The 16528-nt window shown below is 61.7% G+C and carries 15 protein-coding genes and 2 tRNA genes; 10 read left to right on the plus strand and 7 right to left on the minus strand.

All coding sequences use genetic code 11. From position 1 onward, the window contains the following. The first annotated feature begins 20 nt into the window (after nucleotides 1–20). From B6S08_RS07355 to B6S08_RS07365, 3 genes are all read left to right on the plus strand, one after another. On the plus strand, nucleotides 21–1496 hold the full coding sequence (locus B6S08_RS07355; RefSeq protein ID WP_094200072.1) for a carboxypeptidase M32: 1476 nt from the start codon (nucleotides 21–23) through the stop codon (nucleotides 1494–1496). Nucleotides 1497–1560: 64 nt separating this feature from the next. Next, nucleotides 1561–1938: a thiol-disulfide oxidoreductase DCC family protein gene (locus B6S08_RS07360; RefSeq protein ID WP_094200073.1), complete on the plus strand. Its 378-nt coding sequence runs from the start codon at nucleotides 1561–1563 to the stop codon at nucleotides 1936–1938. 75 nt (nucleotides 1939–2013) lie between these two features. Then, nucleotides 2014–3099: a ketoacyl-ACP synthase III gene (locus B6S08_RS07365; protein WP_094200074.1), complete on the plus strand. Its 1086-nt coding sequence runs from the start codon at nucleotides 2014–2016 to the stop codon at nucleotides 3097–3099. Nucleotides 3100–3183: 84 nt separating this feature from the next. Here the strand turns inward: B6S08_RS07365 and B6S08_RS07370 are convergent, their stop codons facing one another. Beyond that, nucleotides 3184–3663, minus strand: coding sequence for a VC2046/SO_2500 family protein (locus B6S08_RS07370; RefSeq protein WP_094200075.1), 480 nt, complete (start codon nucleotides 3661–3663; stop codon nucleotides 3184–3186). A gap of 132 nt (nucleotides 3664–3795) precedes the next feature. Here B6S08_RS07370 and B6S08_RS07375 point away from each other — a divergent pair. The 3 genes from B6S08_RS07375 (at nucleotide 3796) to B6S08_RS18220 (ending at nucleotide 4706) form a co-directional block, all read left to right on the plus strand. Then, nucleotides 3796–3880 (plus strand) — tRNA-Tyr (locus B6S08_RS07375). Nucleotides 3881–3934: 54 nt separating this feature from the next. Next, nucleotides 3935–4019: transfer RNA gene (locus B6S08_RS07380), tRNA-Tyr, on the plus strand. A gap of 117 nt (nucleotides 4020–4136) precedes the next feature. Then, a complete protein-coding gene (locus B6S08_RS18220; RefSeq protein WP_141202181.1) occupies nucleotides 4137–4706 on the plus strand; it encodes a DUF6515 family protein in 570 nt (189 codons plus the stop codon). Here the strand turns inward: B6S08_RS18220 and B6S08_RS07390 are convergent. Next, a complete protein-coding gene (locus tag B6S08_RS07390) occupies nucleotides 4609–7695 on the minus strand; it encodes an efflux RND transporter permease subunit (RefSeq protein ID WP_094200077.1) in 3087 nt (1028 codons plus the stop codon). The two genes, B6S08_RS18220 and B6S08_RS07390, sit on opposite strands and share 98 nt — an antisense overlap. Then, nucleotides 7682–8701 (minus strand): efflux RND transporter periplasmic adaptor subunit, encoded by a 1020-nt coding sequence (locus B6S08_RS07395; protein ID WP_094200078.1) that lies wholly within the window; start codon nucleotides 8699–8701, stop codon nucleotides 7682–7684. Before B6S08_RS07395 ends, B6S08_RS07390 begins: the two co-directional genes overlap by 14 nt. Before the next feature lie 168 nt (nucleotides 8702–8869). On the opposite strand from B6S08_RS07395, the gene B6S08_RS07400 reads away from it, so the two are divergent. Together B6S08_RS07400 and xthA are read left to right on the plus strand one after the other, a co-directional pair. Beyond that, a complete protein-coding gene (locus B6S08_RS07400) occupies nucleotides 8870–9628 on the plus strand; it encodes an SDR family oxidoreductase (RefSeq protein ID WP_094200079.1) in 759 nt (252 codons plus the stop codon). A 47-nt stretch (nucleotides 9629–9675) separates the two neighbouring features. After that, complete coding sequence (gene xthA / locus B6S08_RS07405; protein WP_094200080.1) at nucleotides 9676–10485, plus strand: exodeoxyribonuclease III; 810 nt, start codon at nucleotides 9676–9678, stop codon at nucleotides 10483–10485. 390 nt (nucleotides 10486–10875) lie between these two features. Here the strand turns inward: xthA and B6S08_RS07415 are convergent, their stop codons facing one another. Genes B6S08_RS07415 through B6S08_RS07430 form a run of 4 tightly spaced genes read right to left on the minus strand, consistent with a single transcriptional unit; the run spans nucleotide 10876 to nucleotide 13932 of the window. Continuing rightward, nucleotides 10876–11568: an ABC transporter permease gene (locus tag B6S08_RS07415; protein WP_094200082.1), complete on the minus strand. Its 693-nt coding sequence runs from the start codon at nucleotides 11566–11568 to the stop codon at nucleotides 10876–10878. Between the two features lie 3 nt (nucleotides 11569–11571). Beyond that, nucleotides 11572–12312, minus strand: a complete 741-nt coding sequence (locus tag B6S08_RS07420; protein WP_094200083.1) for an ABC transporter permease — start codon at nucleotides 12310–12312, stop codon at nucleotides 11572–11574. 45 nt (nucleotides 12313–12357) lie between these two features. Continuing rightward, nucleotides 12358–13134 (minus strand): ABC transporter substrate-binding protein, encoded by a 777-nt coding sequence (locus B6S08_RS07425; protein WP_094200084.1) that lies wholly within the window; start codon nucleotides 13132–13134, stop codon nucleotides 12358–12360. A gap of 30 nt (nucleotides 13135–13164) precedes the next feature. Then, complete coding sequence (locus B6S08_RS07430) at nucleotides 13165–13932, minus strand: ABC transporter ATP-binding protein (protein ID WP_094200085.1); 768 nt, start codon at nucleotides 13930–13932, stop codon at nucleotides 13165–13167. Nucleotides 13933–14328: 396 nt separating this feature from the next. On the opposite strand from B6S08_RS07430, the gene B6S08_RS07435 reads away from it, so the two are divergent. Beyond that, nucleotides 14329–15240, plus strand: a complete 912-nt coding sequence (locus B6S08_RS07435; RefSeq protein WP_094200086.1) for a LysO family transporter — start codon at nucleotides 14329–14331, stop codon at nucleotides 15238–15240. A gap of 122 nt (nucleotides 15241–15362) precedes the next feature. Continuing rightward, nucleotides 15363–16466, plus strand: a complete 1104-nt coding sequence (gene asd / locus B6S08_RS07440) for an aspartate-semialdehyde dehydrogenase (protein WP_094200580.1) — start codon at nucleotides 15363–15365, stop codon at nucleotides 16464–16466. Nucleotides 16467–16528 lie beyond the last annotated feature (62 nt).

Below are 16528 nucleotides of genomic sequence, written 5' to 3' on the forward strand. Positions count from 1 at the left end.
TCTTTTTCAAGGAATTTCCCATGTCATATTCCGCACTGGAGCAACACTTTGAACAGCTGCATCACCTGCAGCACCTGGGCGCCATCTGTGGCTGGGATCAGGCCACCATGATGCCCGCCGGCGGCAACGAGGCCAGGGCCGAGGCCCTTGGCACCCTGGCGGTGTTGTGTCACCAGCAACTGCAGGATCCGCGTCTGGGCGACTGGTTTACCGCCGCCGAACACGACGCGTTGAATGCCGAACAACAACAAAGCCTGGCCGAGATGCGCCGGGCCTGGCGCGACGCCACCCTGCTGCCCGCCGATCTGGTACGCGCCCGCTCCCTTGCCGGCTCCCGCTGCGAGCACGCCTGGCGCAGCCTGCGTCCGGCCAACGACTGGGCCGGCTTTCTGCCGCTGTTTGAAGAGGTGGTGTCGCTGTCTCGGGAAGCCGCCAGTGCCCGGGCCGACGCCCTGGGGCTGTCCCGTTACGACAGCCTGCTGGAGCAGTACGAACCGGGCATGCGCAGCCAGACCCTGGACGGGCTTTTTGGTGAGCTGGGCGGCTGGCTACCGGGGCTCATTGCCGAGGTGCAGGAAAAGCAGCGCTTCGAGACCGTGCTGCCACTGCAGGGTCCCTTTGCCACCGACAAACAAAAGGCCCTGGGGCTGGAGGTCATGGGCTGGCTCGGCTTTGACTTCCACCACGGTCGGCTGGACGTCAGTGCCCACCCCTTTTGCGGGGGTGTCAGCGAGGATGTGCGCCTGACCACCCGTTACGACGAAGCCGATGTGGCCCAGGCGCTGATGGGTATCGTTCACGAAACCGGCCACGCCCGTTACGAGCAGGGCCTGCCCGCCCAGTGGCGCCGGCTGCCGGTGGGCCAGGCCAGATCCATGGGTGTGCATGAATCCCAGAGCCTGTTCTTTGAAATGCAGCTGGGCCGCCACCCGGCCTTTCTTGCTCGCCTGGCCCCCTTGCTGGCACAGCACTTCGGCGAGCAGCCGGCCTTTGCCGCCGACAACCTGGCCCGGCTCTATACTCGGGTAAAACCGGGTTTTATTCGTGTGGACGCCGACGAGGTCACCTACCCCGCCCATGTCATGCTGCGCTACGACATCGAGCGGGATCTGATCGAAGGCAGGCTGGAAGCCCGGGATCTGCCCGAGCGCTGGGATCAGCTAATGCAGCACTACCTTGGACTCAGCACCAAGGGCAACTACACCAACGGCTGCCTGCAGGACATTCACTGGACCGACGGCAGCTTTGGCTATTTCCCCAGCTACACCCTGGGCGCCATTTACGCCGCCCAGCTGGCCGAGGCCATGCAGCAGCAACTGGGTACTTTTGAGCGGCTGATCGGCGAGGATCTGCCGGCGGTGTTTGGCTGGCTGGAGCAAAAGGTATGGCGTCATGCCAGCCTGCTATCCACAGAGGCTCTGATGACCCAGGCCAGTGGTCAGGCCCTGAGCGCGGCCCCCTTTGAGCGCCACCTCAAGCAACGGTATTCAGGCTGAGTGGGCTATGCTCAACAACAGGGCCTGACTGAATCAGGACCATGCCGGCCAGGGAGGGCCGCCGATGGAAGAAAAGAAACCGCGCCACCGGCTGGTGGTGTTTTACGACGGTTCCTGTGAAAGCTGCATACGGGACAGGGTCCGATATGAGCGTTGGGCCGGGGAGCAGGGCAAGGAAATTTGCTGGTTCGACATCACCGACAGGGAAGACGTGTTGCTGAGCCTGGGGATCAGTCCGCAGCAGGCGCTGCAGGAACTGCATGTGCAGACCGCCGAGGGCGAGATTTTTTCGGAGCTGGATGCCTACATATTACTGATGAAACGCGTGCCCCGACTGCGGCCTCTGGCCCTGTTCATCGGTTTGCCGGTCATTCGCCCGACCCTGTCCTGGCTCTATCGTCACTGGGTGCGCAGCCGGCTGGAACGGGAAGGTCGACTCTGACCCGGTCAGCGGCATGACAGGCGCCCCGCGCCGGGGCATAATCGTTCAAGTAACACACATCACAGCGGGAATGCCATGAGTTATGCCACCATCACCGGCTGGGGCAAGTGTCTGCCGCCGGCCGTGCTCAGCAATGACGATCTCAGCACCTTTCTCGATACCTCCGACGACTGGATTCAAAGCCGCACCGGCATTCGTGCCCGGCGCATTTCCCATGTGAACACCTCGACGCTCGCCACCGTGGCCGCCCGCCACGCCCTGGCCGCCGCCGGCCTGGAAGCCAGCCAGATAGACGGCATTATCCTCGCTACCGCCAGCCCCGACAGCCTGGTGCCGAGCGCCGCCTCGGCGGTGCAGCGCAACCTCGGCATTACCAGCGCCGCGGTGTTTGACCTCAACGCCGCCTGCACCGGCTTTCTCTATGGCCTGAGCGTGGGCTCGGCACTGATACGGACCGGCAGCCTGCGGCGGGTACTGGTGATCGGCGCCGAGCGCCTGACCCACTACCTGGACTGGACCCGCCGCGACACCGCCGTACTCTTTGGTGACGGCGCCGGCGCCGTGGTGCTGGAAGCCGGTAACGGCCCCGCCGGCCTGCTGGCCGACAAACTCGGCTGTGATGCCGAGGCCAGGGACATCCTGGCGGTGCCCGACTCCGGCACCAGCCGCACCCGTTTTGCCCATGTGGATGGCCTGTTTGAAGTGAACTTTGAAGGTCAGGAAATATTCAAACGGGCGGTACGCGGCATGGGCGAAGCCGCCGCGACCGTACTCGATCAGGCCGGAGTGAGCCCGTCGGACATCGACTTGTTGCTGCCCCACCAGGCCAATGTGCGCATTATTGAAACCCTGGCCAAAAAAATGGCGGTACCGCCGGAGAAGGTCATGATCAACATTGCCGACTATGGCAATACCTCGGCGGCCACCGTGCCCATCGCCCTGTGCGAGGCGCTGGAACAGGGCCGCATTGTTCCCGGTGCCCTGCTGCTGACCGCCGCCTTTGGCGCCGGCCTGACCTGGGGTGCCGGCGTGATCCGCTGGGGGGAACGGGTCACTCCCCTGGCCACGAGCGACGCCGCCCTGCCACCCTGTGAGTACAACGCCCTTGAGCTGCTGGCACCGGCCATTGAAGGCTGCCGGCAGGCCAATGGAAAAACGTGAGACGGGAGACGTGTACGTCAGACGTCTTACGTTTTACCTTTTTTACGTCTCACGTGTTACATCTGACCTTTTACCTCAAACAAATCAGGCGGTGGCGTGCACCGACTCCAGTACCTCGAGCAGGCGCTCGGGTTGCTCGGGCAGGTGGGCGGTCAGCTGCCCTTGCATGCGCGCCAGGGTACGCGGATGCAGGTTGGCGGTCACCTCCGCCGGCAATTCGCTGCGGGCCGGCTTGAGCGGCTCCCCGCGCATTGCCAGCAGCAGCCGTAGGCTGTCCTGTTGCAACTCACCCGCCAGCCGGCTCAGCCCGGTGGCCCGCGCCTCATCCACCGCCTCGGCAAACAGGGGCGGAGTAGGCTCGGGCAGGGCAAAATGGGCCCGCCAGTCCGGCTCACTCAGCCCGGCGGCCGGCTGGTCAATGCGCGGTAGATCCCGTGCGTCTTCCGACAGCATGGCCAGCAACAAGCCAAAATCCTCACGCCGGCCCTGGTGGACCGCCTGATTCAGGCTGTCTCCCAGCTGGCTGTCGTTGATCAGCAAATTGGCGTGAATGGGTGCGGCCATAAAAAGTGCGAAAAGTTTAAAAGTTAGGCATTTAAACCCTTATCGGCCGGAAAGCCCCGAATTTTAGTAAATTAATTGCCTTTCAGGGGTTCACATCGCCGTTCGTTTTGGTAGTATGCGCCCCACTGATGTGGAGGGGTTCCCGAGTGGCCAAAGGGATCAGACTGTAAATCTGACGGCTCAGCCTTCGCTGGTTCGAATCCAGCTCCCTCCACCACCTATTCAGTTCACCGCTGCGGCGCTGGACCACACAATTTGCAAGTTTACTCGTGGAGGGGTTCCCGAGTGGCCAAAGGGATCAGACTGTAAATCTGACGGCTCAGCCTTCGCTGGTTCGAATCCAGCTCCCTCCACCATCCTTAAAAAGCCGGTGCATTGCACCGGCTTTTTTATGCCTCGATAATGAACCATACTTGAAGTATCTCCGGGTGCCACGGCAGCCTGCCGTGGCCGAGCAGTACGGGAGATATGTCATGACATATTCACTGGTTCACTTCGCCGTCCGGTTGCTGCCCCTGCTGGCGGTGCTGGTGGTGTCACCTTCGGCTCAGGCCGATCGGGACCACCGCCGCCACGATCACCGGTTGCAGCCTCATTACCAGCCTTACGGGCACTATCGTGAACACCGCCGGCACTATCGGACGGAACGTCGCCACAAGGCCTACCGCCATTACCGCAAGCACAAGCACGACCGCCCTCGGCAGCGAGTGCGGGTGATTGAACGCTACCACTACTCGGCACCACATCATTACCGTGTACCGTCTCGGCCCGGGGTAACGATTGTGCTGCCCCTGGGCAGCCTGATCCGCGAGCTGCCCGGCGGTTACATCAGCCTGTATTTCAACGGTCAGCCCTTCTATTACCAGGGCGGCAATTACTATCGGCCCCACCGGCACGGTTACCGGGTGGTGGCGCCACCCGGTCGCTCGGCCGACTGGCGATGGCTCAGTCAGACTCGTTCAGTTCGGCTTCCAGCCGTCGCTGCTGATGCTCCGGCGAGGTGGTGTGGCGGGCCAGCGTGCGGTACATGGCCGGCACAATAAACAGCGTCAGCAGGGTAGCCAGGGCCACGCCGCCAAACACCACCAGGCCCACCGCCTGCCGGCTTTCGGCCCCGGCGCCGCTGGCCAGGATCAGCGGCACGGCCCCGGCGACCGTGGTAAAGGCGGTCATCAGTATGGGCCTTAACCGGCGCACCGCCGCCTCGGTCAGGGCCTTGTCAAACTCCAGCCCCTTATCCCTCAGCTGGTTGGCGAACTCCACAATCAGAATGCCGTTCTTGGTGACCAGGCCTATCAGCATCACCATGGCAATCTGGCTGTAGGCATTCAGGCTCATGCCGCTCAGGTAAAGCGCCAGCAGGCCCCCAAGCAGCCCCAGCGGCACCGTCAGCAACACGATAAAGGGGTGCACAAAGCTCTCGAACTGGGCCGCCAGGATCAAAAACACCACCACCAGCGCCAGCCCGAATACAAAGGCCACGTCGCCCTGGTTGGTGCGGTATTCCAGCGACTCACCCTTGTAGTCGACGGTGGCGGCATCGGGCAGGTTGTCTCGCACCAGGCCGTCAAGGTAATCCAGCGCCTCGCCCAGGCTGTAGCTGCCTACCAGGTTGGCACTCAGGGTAATGGCCTTTTTGCGGTTGTAATGATTGAGCGAACCTGGTGCCCCCTGCTCCTGCAGGCTGACCAGGTTGTCGAGAGAGACCAGCTCGCCGCTGTCGGCCCGTAGATAGAGCGAGGCCAGGGAGTCCAGCCGGCTGAAGTCGGCTTCGCGTCCCTTGAGGTAGACGTCATATTCCTCCCCCTGACGGGAATAGGTGGTGACCGCCTGGCCTCCCAGCATGACGTTGAGGCTGTCGGCCACCTCGGTCACCGAAATACCCAGCCTGGCTGCCCGGCGTTGATCCACCTGCACCAGCAGCTCGGGCTTGGAACGGTCGAAATCCAGCTCCAGATCCTCCAGCCCCGGGTTGTTGCGAGCCAGGGCCCTGAGCTGCTCGGCCCAGTCCAGCAGTTGCTCGTAGTCGGCACCGCCGAGCACGAACTCCACCGGCGTGCTGGAGCCGCTGCGAATGGACGATGGCAGAATGGGAATCACCAGCACGTCGGTTACTTCCCGGGTCAGGGCGCGAATGCGCCCGGCCACCGCCGCCGCCGGCAAGTCACGCTCGTCCCAGGACGACAGGCTGGCGAACATGATGCCGCTGTTGACGCCGCCGCCAAAGCCGGGGCTACGCACCGTCAGGCTGCTGATAATGCCTTCCTCACGCAGCGGCATCAGCCGCGCTTCCACTTCCCCCATGGCCCGGCTCATGCGTTCAAAGCTGGCGCCCTCGGCGCCCTTGACCATGACAAACACCACGCCCCTGTCTTCTTGCGGGGTCAGGCTCTGGGGAATGCCCTGAAACAGCAGCACGATAATGCCGAGGGCGCCGGCCATGATCGCCGGCGCCCACCAGCCATGGCTGAGCTCCCGCTCCAGCAGCCGGCGATAGCCGCTTTCCAGGCGGGCAAAGAGCGCATTGAAATGGCGCGCCAGCCAACCCGGCTCGGTTTCCCGGCGCAACAGCCGGGCGCCCATGACCGGGCTCAGGGTCAGGGCGACCAGGGAAGAAAAACCCACCGCCGCCGCCAGCAACACCGCAAACTCGGTGAAAATGCGACCTATGGTGCCGCCCATAAATACGATGGGAAGAAACACCGAGATCAGGGTCAGGGTGGTGGCGATAACCGCAAAGCCCACTTCCCGCGTGCCCTGCCAGGCCGCCGCCAGCGGCCGGCGGCCCTGCTCCAGATGATGATGAATGTTTTCCAGCACGACGATGGCGTCATCCACCACCAGGCCAATGGCCATGATCAGCGCCATCAGGGTAATGAGGTTGACCGAAAAGCCCAGCACCAGTGCCACAATAAAGGCGCTCACCAGTGACACCGGCACCGTCACCGCCGGGATCAGGGTGGCACGCACCTGGCCCAGAAAGATGTAGATCACCAGCACCACCAGTGCCATGGTGATCATCAGGGTCTGATACACCTCGCTGATGGCGCTTTCAATAAACACCGAGCTGTCGTAGGTCCAGGTCAGCTCGGTGTTGTCGGGCAGAAACGGCTGCTGGGCCAGCACCGCTCGCTTGACGCCTTCAATCACCTCCAGGGTGTTGGCCTGAGTCTGCTTGACGATGCCGAGGCCCACCACCCCCTGGCCATTGGAGCGGAACAGGGTGTCTTCGGGCTTTTCTCCTTCCCAGATCTCGGCCAGGTCCCGCAGGTAAATGGTCTCGCTGCCCACCCGGCGAATGGCCAGGCTGGCAAAGTCGGCGGCGCTGTTGTATCCCCGGGCAATACGGGCGGCGAAATTCTGCTGATCGTTTTCCAGGGTGCCCGCCGGCAGCTCCACGTTCTCGGCCCGCAGGGCAGCGGCAATGTCGGCCACGGTCACACCGCGGGCGGCCATGGCGGCCCAGTTCAGGCGCACGTTCATGACCCGCTCCTTACGGCCCCCCACCCATACCGAACTCACTCCGTCGAGCAGGCTGAAGCGGTCGGCGAGCACGTTCTCGGCGTAGTCGCCAAGCTCCAGCGCCGACATGCCGGTGGATCTCAGGGTCACCCACAGGATCACGTCATTGCGACCGGTGTCCTTGGTCACCACGGGAGCATCGGCGTCATCGGGCAGCTGGCGCGAGGCCCGGGACACCGCTTCGCGCACGTCGCTGGCGGCATTGTCCAGATCCCGCTCGGGGTCGAACTCCACGGTAATGCGGGACTCACCGTCGCTGGTGCTGGAGCTGATAAACTTGACCCCGCTGATGCCCGACAATTCGTCTTCCAGCCGCTTGGTCACCTGACTTTCCATCACGCTGGCGCTGGCCCCGGTGTAATCGGTGCGCACCGTGACGATGGGCGAGGTGGTGTCGGGCATTTCCCGCAGCGGCAATTCCAGAAAGGCAATCAGGCCAAACACACACAGCATCAGGCTGATAACGGTGGCCAGCACCGGCCGGGCAATGGCCAGATCAGAAAGCCGCATCGGCCACCTCCACCTGCATGCCGTCGCGCAGCTTGACCACGCCCTCGCTCACCACCCGCTCGCCATCCGCCAGGCCGGCATTCACCTGGATCCAGTCGCCCAGGTTGCGCCCTACCGAGATATCACGCTGGCTGACCTTGCCGTCTTCACTCACCACAAACACATAGCGCTGGCTGCCGGCGTATAGCAGGCTGCTGGCGGGCACCGCCAGGCCGGTGCCATCATCCAGGGTCAGTTGCACCCGCATCAGCATGCCCGGCACCAGGGCGCCGTCACTGTTGTCAAACTCCAGCCGCACTCGGGCGGTCAGGGTCTCGGTGTCGACCGCCGGCGCCACCACCGTCAGCCGGCCGTCGAAGCGACGCTCGCCGTGGGCCTCGGTGGTGGCCTGCAGCAAATCACCGGTTTTCAGTTTCAAAAAGTATTTTTCCGGTACCGCCAGATCCAGTTTGAGCCGCTCCAGATCATACAGCTCGGCCACCTGTTCGTTGGCCGCCAGCAAGGATCCCGGCGCCACATCGGTCAGTCCCATGATGCCGGCAAAGGGCGCCTTCAGGCGGAGGTAATCGGCCTGGGCCTGAGCCGCCTGCAGCTTGGCTTCGGCCATGGCCACGGCGGCCTGCTGGCCTTCCAGCTCGGTCTGGGTCACCGCCTTGCGCCGAAACAGGGCCTGAAAGTTGGTCAAAATACGGCGGGCGTCACTGAGGCCGGCCCGGGCCTCGCTGACGGCGGCCAGGGCCGCCCTGTCATCCAGGCTCAGCAGTAGCTGTCCTTTTTCCACCTGCTGGCCGGGCACAAAGTGTACCTCGGTGACTCGGGCGCTGACCTGAGGGGCGATAGCCACCCGCTGATTGGCCTTGAGGGTACCCACCAACTGCAAGGTGGCCGGCAGTTGCTGTTCGGTCACCGTCACCGCACTGACCACGGGCCCCTGCCGAGCCGGGGTAACGGCGGAAAAGAGCAGCAGACAACATGCCGCCACCATGGAATAATGATGTTTTTTCATGCACTTGGTTCCAAATACGGACTGCCTTCAGTGTACCTGTTTGACGGCACCAGACTATGTCTGTGTTCGGCAAAGTTGTGACAAAGTGTGGCAAGGGCAGCAGACCGGCGGCGGTGCACAAAAATCCCGCTACGCTTATGAAAGTGCGCGGTAACGGAGAGAAACGGCATGAGCAGTGGCACTATCGTGATTACCGGGGCGGCCCGGGGCCTGGGACTGGGCATGACCCGTTATTTTCTGCAGCACGATTACCAGGTACTGGGACTGGATATCGACAAGGAGGCCCTGGCCCGTCTGGACGAGGCCAATATGCCCGGCCTGCAGCTGGTGCGTCTGGATGTCACCGACGAACCCTCGGTGCAGAGCCTGGCTCGCCTGGTGGAGCGCCAATGTGGCCGGCTGGGCGGCATCATCAATAACGCCGCCATCAGCCACCCGATTAACGAACCCATCGAACGCCTGTCGCTCAGCCACTGGCAACGGGTGCTGGCGGTCAATCTTACCGGCCCCATGCTGCTGTGCAAACACCTGTCTCCCCTGCTCGCCCCCGGCGCCGCCATCGTCAATATCGGCTCGACCCGGGCGCACCAGTCCGAGGCCGACAGCGAAGCCTACGCCGCTTCCAAGGGCGGGCTGGTGGCACTGACCCACGCCCTGGCGGTGAGCTTGGGGCCGCGGGTACGGGTCAATATCATCAGCCCGGGCTGGATTGATGTGTCCGCCCTGCAACCGGGTGATACCCCGGCACCGGGACCGGAGGATCACGCCCAGCACCCGGCCGGCCGGGTAGGCGCGGCCGAGGACGTAGCGGCCATGGCCCGCTTTCTGCTATCCGGCGAGAGCGGCTTTGTTACCGGTCAGGAATTTATTGTGGACGGCGGCATGAGCCGGCGCATGATCTACCGGGACGAGCCGGCTGCCGAGTAGGCCACTTTCTGCTAGCATGGGGCCAAATTTTTCAACCTCATCGCGCTATGAAAGTCATTTCCTTCAATATCAACGGCCTGCGTGCTCGCCTGCACCAGTTGCAGGCGCTTATCGACAAACACAACCCCGATATTATCGGCCTGCAGGAAATCAAGGTGCACGACGAGGCCTTTCCGCTGGAGGCGGTGCAGGCCATGGGCTACCACGTTTACTTTCATGGACAAAAGGGCCATTACGGCGTGGCCCTGCTCAGCCGGGAGCCGGCGGCGGCCATTCAGAAAGGCTTTCCCACCGACGAGGGAGACGCCCAGCGGCGCATGATCATCGGCCGCTTTACTCGCCCGAACGGCAGCCCGGTTACCGTGCTCAACGGTTATTTTCCCCAGGGGGAAAATCGCAAGCATGAAACCAAGTTTCCGGCTAAGGAACGTTTCTATCAGGATCTGCAACACTACCTGAACGAATATCACCAGCCCGACGAGGCGCTGGTGGTGATCGGGGACATGAATATTTCCCATACCGACCTGGACATCGGCATCGGCGAACCCAACCGCAAGCGCTGGCTACGAGATGGCAAATGCTCGTTTCTGCCGGAGGAGCGGGAATGGATGGAGCGATTGCTGGGCTGGGGCTTGCATGACACCTGGCGCCGGCAGAACCCGGACAACGCCGACACCTATTCCTGGTTCGACTACCGCAGCAAGGGCTTTGACGACAACCGAGGGCTGCGCATCGACCTGATCCTGGCTACTCAGCCGCTGCTGGAACGACTGGCCGACACCGGCATCGACTATGAACTGCGCGGCATCGAGAAACCCTCGGATCACGCCCCCATCTGGGCCAGCTTCAGGGATTAAGCTCGCCTGGTTGCACCCGAAGTGCGAAGCAGCAGCAGAGTTGCACTCCGCCGACACGCTTCAAGCCCATCCGTGGGATGCTCGGCAAATGTCATCCCTGAGATTTGACGGTCGGCTACGGCAATCCCTGCCGCTGCTTCGAGAAACTCCAGAGCTGCCGGTTGAATACTGTCTGGCGACTCGATAGTAAACAAGGAAGCCACAGGGTGTCTGCTTCGCCCGAGTCGCCTGTTCCCGACCACCAGGCGATTCTGGAACGACAAAAATAGCCGTAGGTTGGCGATGAGCGCAGCGAATCCCAACATCCATGCCACCGGCATAAATGTTGGGACTCGTTCCTCGTCCCCACACACCATTCCCTGCTCCCTATTCCCCAATCCCCGCAGTCAGTTACACCTGGCGCGGCCGCAGGTGCCGGAACCAGCGGTGTTCCAGCCGGCGAAAGCCCCAGACCAGCAGAAAGGTCAGGCACATATACAGCAGACCCGCCGCCAGAAACGCCTCAAAGGGCGAGTAGTAACGGGAGTTGACGATACGGGCCGCCCCGGTCAGATCCACTATGGTGATCACCCCCGCCACCGCCGAGCCGTGCAGCATGAAAATCACCTCATTGCTGTAAGCGGGCAGCGCACGACGAAACGAATTGGGCAGTATAATGCGCCGCATCGTGGTCAGCCGGCTCATGCCAAAGGCATAGGCTGCCTCTATTTCGCCCCTGGGCATGGCATTGATGGCGCCACGAATGATCTCGGCGGTATAGGCACTGGTGTTCAAAGTAAAGGCCAGCACGGCGCAGAACCAGGCCTGGCTGAACCACTCCCAGGCCGCCGACTCCTTCAGCCACTGCCACTGGCCGGCACCGTAGTAGATAAGAAACAGCTGGACCAGCAGCGGCGTGCCGCGAAAGAAGTAGATATAGGCCCAGGACGGCCCCCTCAGCAGCCAGTTGCTGCTGTTGCGCATAATGCCCATGGGCACGGCGATCACCAGCCCCAGCACCAGTGCCAGCGCCACCAGCCAGATGGTGGTATACAGGCCCTGCCAGTACACCGGCCACTCATTAAGAATGATTGAAAAGTCCATGGCTTACCTTCCCGGAATGGCGTAGTGGCGCTCGGCCCAGCGCAGCATGGAGGTGGACAGGGTGGTGAACAGCAAAAAGATCAGTGCCACCGCCATGTAAAAGGTAAAGGGCAGCTGGGTCGCCCCCGCCGCCAGTGAGGCCTTGCGCACCATGTCGTCGAGGCCAATGATCGACACCAGCGCCGTGGTCTTGAGCAGCACCAGCCAGTTGTTGCCCAGGCCCGGCAGGGCATGGCGCATCATCTGCGGGAACAACACTCGGCGAAACACCAGCCAGGGACGCATGCCATAGGCCCGGGCCGCTTCCAGCTCGCCCTTGTCTACCGCCAGAATGGCACCGCGAAAGGTCTCTGCCATATAGGCACCAAAGATAAAGCCGATGGTCACTATGCCGGCCACAAAGGGGCTGATCTCCATGTAATCGGGCACATAGCTGGTCCACTCATGGTTGGGGTCGCCCCCGCCCAGCCAGGCATTCAGGCTTTCGTTAAGAGAATAAAGGGAGTTGTTGAGCAATACCTGGCCGCCAAAGAAGATCAGCATCATCAGCACCAGATCGGGAATACCGCGAATCACCGTGGTGTAAAGGGTGGCCAGCCAGCGTGCCGGGCGCACCGACGACAGCTTGGCCAGCGCCCCCAGCAATCCCAGGGTCACCGCCAGCAGCAGTGACAACAAGGCCACCTGCAGGGTGACCCAGGCGCCCTCAAGCAGGGCACCTTCATAACCTTTTAAATCGAACATCACAACTTCCTGTTATGCCGGCCCTGATGAGCCGGCCGACGTCGATTACTCGCCGTAAACGTCGTAATCGAAGTACTTGCTGTTCACTTCCTGGTACTTGCCGTTTTCACGCAGTTCCAGAATGGCCTGGTTCAGCTTTTCCTTCAGATCCTTGTCCTGCTTGCGCACCGCAATGCCAAACCCCTCACCGAACCACTTTTCATCGGTGACCGACGGGCCCACAAACTCAAAGGCATCACCGCCTTCCTTGTTGAGCAGGCCTTCTTCGATGGCGGTGGCATCGAGGAACACATAGTCGACCCGACCGGCCTTAAGATCCAGGTAGGCCTCATCGGCGTTGCCGTAGCGCACCAGGCTGACGTCACCACCAAAGTTGTCGGTCAGGTACTTGTCGTGGGTAGTGGCAATCTGCACGCCCACCTTCTTGCCGGCCAGGCCTTCCTTGCTCAGCTCGAACTCGGCGCCTTTCGGAGCCACGAACTTGTTGGGCACCAGGGCATACTTGCCGGTAAAGTCCACGGTGCGCTTGCGCTCCTCGGTGATCGACATGGCGGCAATAATGGCATCGTACTTGCGCGCCAGCAGGGCTGGAATAATGCCGTCCCAGTCCTGTGCCACCAGCTGGCATTTCACCTGCATCTGCTCGCACAGGGCATTGGCCATGTCCACGTCAAAGCCCTGCAGCTCGCCGTTTTCATCGGTCCAGGAAAATGGCGGATAGGCGCCTTCAATGCCAAAACGCACGGTTTTCCATTCCTTTGCCTGCACGGCTCCCGCCGCCAGGGTCGCCATGACGGCGCCCGCAACCCACAGTTTTTTCATGGACTTGCTCCTTGTGTTGTTCACGTTGATTCAATAAACCGAGGAAATAAATTGCCGGAACCGCTCCGACGAGGGATGGGCGAACACCTGTTTGGGGTCCCCCTGTTCCTCCACCACGCCCTGATGCAGAAACATCAGTTTGTTCGATACATCCCGGGCAAAACTCATTTCATGGGTCACCACCAGCATGGTGCGCCCCTCTTCCGCCAGGCTGCGCATGACCCCCAGCACCTCGCCCACCAGTTCCGGATCCAGCGCCGAGGTGGGCTCGTCAAACAGCATCACCTCCGGCTCCACCGCCAGTGCCCGGGCAATGGCGGCGCGCTGCTGCTGGCCGCCGGACAGGTGACCCGGATAGTAGTCCCGGCGCTCGTAGAGGCCCACCCGTTTGAGCAGGGCCTCGCCCTTTTCGATGGCTTCCTTTTTGGGCACGCCCAGAACATGAACCGGCACTTCAATGATGTTTTGCAAAATGGTCATGTGGGACCAGAGGTTGAAGCTCTGAAACACCATGGCCAGCCGTGAGCGAATACGCTCCACCTGGCGCATGTTGGCCGGCTCACGCTCGCCGGAGCGGCTGGTACGCATTTCAATCAGCTCGCCGTGCAGCCTGACATCCCCCGCTGACGGGGTTTCCAGCAGGTTGATGCAGCGCAGAAAGGTGGATTTGCCGGAGCCTGAGGAGCCGATAATGGAGATGACGTCTCCCTTGTCGGCGGTGAGATCGATGCCTTTGAGTACTTCCAGCGCGCCATAGTGCTTGTGCAGGCCCGTGACTTCGAGGGCGGGTTTGCTCATCCGTTAGACCTTTTGTTTCCGGGCCTCTCAGCTGGCCCTGTCCTGTTACCTGAGAAGTTAACAAGCCGTTAACCTTTGCGGCAAAACTTACCACTTGCCTTGTTCAATAACAACACAATCAGCCATAAAAGGCCAAGGATGTCGGTTTTTTATACTAAAAACAAGGACTGCGCAGTATAAAATTATGCACCAAAGCAGAATAAAATATCACCCTCACAATGTTATCCAAGGCTCGGTTAGCGCGTGGCGGCCTGGCAAGTGCATAACCAGTAAAACCAGGTCGTTATTCATAAAAGCCGCCGTCGGCTTTTTTTTAACGAATTGCTCACGTATGCTGTTTCAATTGGCAATGACGGTCAAAAATTGCGCTAATAAATCAATTGGAAGATTATTCTCATGTACTCCGGCATGCTTATCGTATTACTGCCCCTGGCCCTCGGCTATGGCATTCCCTGTCGCTCCCAGTCACTGGTGCACTTTATCAATGTGGCGGTGGCACGCATGGTGTACCTGATCCTGTTCCTGATGGGCATCAGCCTAGCCTTTGTCGATAATCTTAGTACTCACCTGGGCACTATTTTTACCCTCTGCGGCGTTTTTCTGGCCTGTATCACGGTCTGCAACCTGGCCGGGCTCTGGCTGCTGGATCTGCGCCGAGGCCGGGTGGAAGGTGAACGCGGCGCCCCCGTCATCAGCAAATGGGCACTGTTGCTGGACTCCGTCAAACTCTGCCTGGTGATCCTCGGTGGCCTGGCCCTGGGCCAGTTTCTCGATCCGGAGTGGTTCGCGGTAGACACCCTGAGCGAGTGGGCGCTGATGCTGCTGCTGCTGCTGATCGGCATTCAGCTGCGCAACTCGGGCATGAAACTGCGCCAGATATTGCTGAACCGCTGGGGCCTGGCTATTGCCCTGATGGTGGTGGTCAGCTCCTGGCTGGGGGGCCTGGCCGGCGCCTGGCTGCTGGATCTGCCGCTGACTCAGGGGCTGGCCTTTGCCTCGGGCAATGGCTGGTATTCCCTCTCGGGCATTCTGATCGGTGACCGGCTGGGCCCGGTGATGGGCAGCGCCGCCTTTCTCAACGATCTGGCCCGGGAGCTGATTGCCATTCTGATCATACCGGCTCTGATGCGTCGCCATCCTTCCTGCGCCATCGGCTATGGCGGCGCCACCTCCATGGACTTTACCCTGCCGGTGCTGCAACGCTCCGGCGGGGTGGCCATAGTGCCGGTAGCCATTGTCTCCGGCTTTGTGCTGAGCCTGGCAGGTCCCGTGCTTATTCTGAGCTTTCTTTCGTTCACCACCGGCTGATTCCGCAACGACCAAGGTCAAAAAACGCCCAGGCCTTTTTGCTTAGCCCTTGCACCTTTGCGCGCAATCAGTATTGTGGAAGGCAGGTTTTTGACTCTCTTTCAAAGAAAGGACACTGAATGATGAAAAAAGTAGGTCTGGTCGGCTGGCGCGGTATGGTCGGCTCCGTTCTGATGAGCCGTATGGTGGAAGAAGGCGATTTCGCCCGTATCGATCCGGTCTTCTTCACTACCTCCCAGGCCGGTCAGCCTGCCCCCGACTTCGGCAAGGACGCCGGCACCCTGAAGGATGCCTTTGACATCGAGGCGCTGAAGGCGCTGGACGTGGTGCTCACCTGCCAGGGCGGCGACTACACCAAGGAAGTCTACCCCAAGCTGCGCGCCGCCGGCTGGAACGGCTACTGGATTGATGCCGCCTCCGCCCTGCGTATGGACGATGAGGCCCTGATCGTGCTTGATCCGGTCAACGGCAAGCAGATTCAGGACGCCCTAGCCAAGGGTACCAAGACCTTTGTCGGCGGCAACTGCACCGTGAGCCTGATGCTGATGGCCCTGGGCGGCCTGTTTGAGCAGGATCTGGTGGAGTGGGTTGCCGTGTCTACCTATCAGGCGGCATCCGGTGGTGGTGCCCGTCACATGCGCGAGCTGGTTACCCAGATGGGCATGCTGCGCGACGAAGTGGCCGAAGAGCTGGCCGATCCGTCTTCCGCCATTCTCGAGCTGGAGCGCAAGATCACCGAAAAGACCCGCAGCGGCGACCTGCCGGTCGACAACTTTGGCGTCCCCCTGGCCGGCAGCCTGATCCCCTGGATCGACTCCCAGCTGGAAAACGGCCAGAGCCGCGAAGAGTGGAAGGGTCAGGCCGAGACCAACAAGATACTGCAGACCGGTGCCGCCATTCCGGTGGACGGCCTGTGCGTGCGTGTTGGTGCCCTGCGCTGCCACAGCCAGTCCTTTACCATCAAACTGAAGAAAGACATCTCCATTGCGGAAGTGGAAAAGCTGCTGGCCAGCCACAACGACTGGGTAAAGGTGATCCCCAACGATCGCCAGCAGTCCATGGACGAGCTGACCCCGGCCGCCGTAACCGGCACCCTGAGCGTGCCTGTCGGCCGTCTGCGCAAGCTGAACATGGGCCCCGAGTACCTGTCTGCCTTTACCGTGGGCGACCAGCTGCTGTGGGGTGCCGCCGAGCCCCTGCGCCGCATGCTGCACCTGCTGCCGTAAGGACTACTCCTGCTGCTGAAAACGCCCGCCCCGCGCGGGCGTTTTTGTTTCCGCTTGTTCAA

The sequence above is a fragment of the Oceanimonas doudoroffii genome, from assembly GCF_002242685.1.
In the GTDB taxonomy this organism is placed as follows: Bacteria; Pseudomonadota; Gammaproteobacteria; order Enterobacterales; family Aeromonadaceae; genus Oceanimonas; species Oceanimonas doudoroffii.